At 64.3% G+C, this 1,144-nt stretch carries 1 protein-coding gene; it reads left to right on the plus strand.

Going from position 1 to position 1,144, the window contains the following annotated elements; translation table 11 throughout:
- Positions 1-62: 62 nt before the first annotated feature.
- Positions 63-1,019 (plus strand): IS5 family transposase, encoded by a 957-nt coding sequence (locus BJ122_RS18900; protein WP_110782824.1) that lies wholly within the window; start codon positions 63-65, stop codon positions 1,017-1,019.
- Positions 1,020-1,144 lie beyond the last annotated feature (125 nt).

Below are 1,144 nucleotides of genomic sequence, written 5' to 3' on the forward strand. Positions count from 1 at the left end.
GGGGATCGTTGCGTTATTGGCGATTGGTGATTCAATGGTTTGGCATTGGATCGGAGACGGCGATGGCGGAGCGAGATCAACTGAGCCTTGCGGAGGCATTGGTGTCGGAGAAGGTGGGCCGCAACGCGATGCTGGACCGTCTGTCTCAGGACGTGAAGTGGTACCGGTTCGAGAAGCTGTTGGCGCGCCTCAGGCCGGAAGGTGCCGGACGTCCTCCGTTCGATCCCCTTCTGATGCTGAAGGCCCTGCTGCTGCAGCAATGGTACCGGTTGTCGGATGCCGAACTGGAGGAGGCGCTGAACGACCGGGTATCGTTCCGGCGGTTTCTGGGGCTGTCGCTGGAGGATGCGGCGCCGGACCACACCACACTGTGTCGGTTCCGCAATCGGCTGGTCGCCGCAGAGTTGGCGGACAAGCTGTTTGCGGAGTTCGAGCGGCAGCTCGACCAGCGCGGGCTGTTGCTCAAGCGCGGCACGATGATCGACGCCAGCCTGATCGCGACACCGTATCGACCTGGTTCGGCCGACGGCGAACGCCTCGCCGTCGATCCGGATGCGGCGCTGACCGCGCGCAAGGGGCGGCGCGGCACGCATTACGGCTACAAGGCTCATGCCGGGGTCGATCAGACCTCGCGGTTGATCCGCTCTTTGGAGCTGACGCCGGCGAACGTCAACGACACTGTGCCGGCCGACCAATTGGTGTCCGGCGACGAATGCGCGGTCTATGCCGACAAGGCCTATGCCAAGCGCGCGCGGCGGGCCTGGTTGAAGAGCCTCGGCATCAAGCCGCGGATCATGCACAAGAGCTGGGGCGGTGGGCCACCATTGCGGCCATCGCAGAAGCGGCACAACGCCTTGATCAGCAGGATACGCGCCGAAGTAGAGGGCGTGTTCGCGACGCTGAAACGATGGCTGGGCTTCGCCCGGGTCCGCTACCGCGGCCTTGCCAAGAACACCGCCCACCTCAACATGGTCGCACTCGCCTACAACATGACGAGGTCGCTCAAGCTCGCCGCTTGAGCCGCGCGAGGGCCAAACAGGGCCGCGCGCCCTCGCTTAGCCGCCCGCGGACGCTCCAAGACACACCGCAAACCTGTCCAAAGTCCCCTCAAAAACCTGCGTCATCAAATTACGCAACGATCCCC

This window comes from Rhodopseudomonas faecalis, from assembly GCF_003217325.1.
Classification (GTDB): domain Bacteria; phylum Pseudomonadota; class Alphaproteobacteria; order Rhizobiales; family Xanthobacteraceae; genus Rhodopseudomonas; species Rhodopseudomonas faecalis.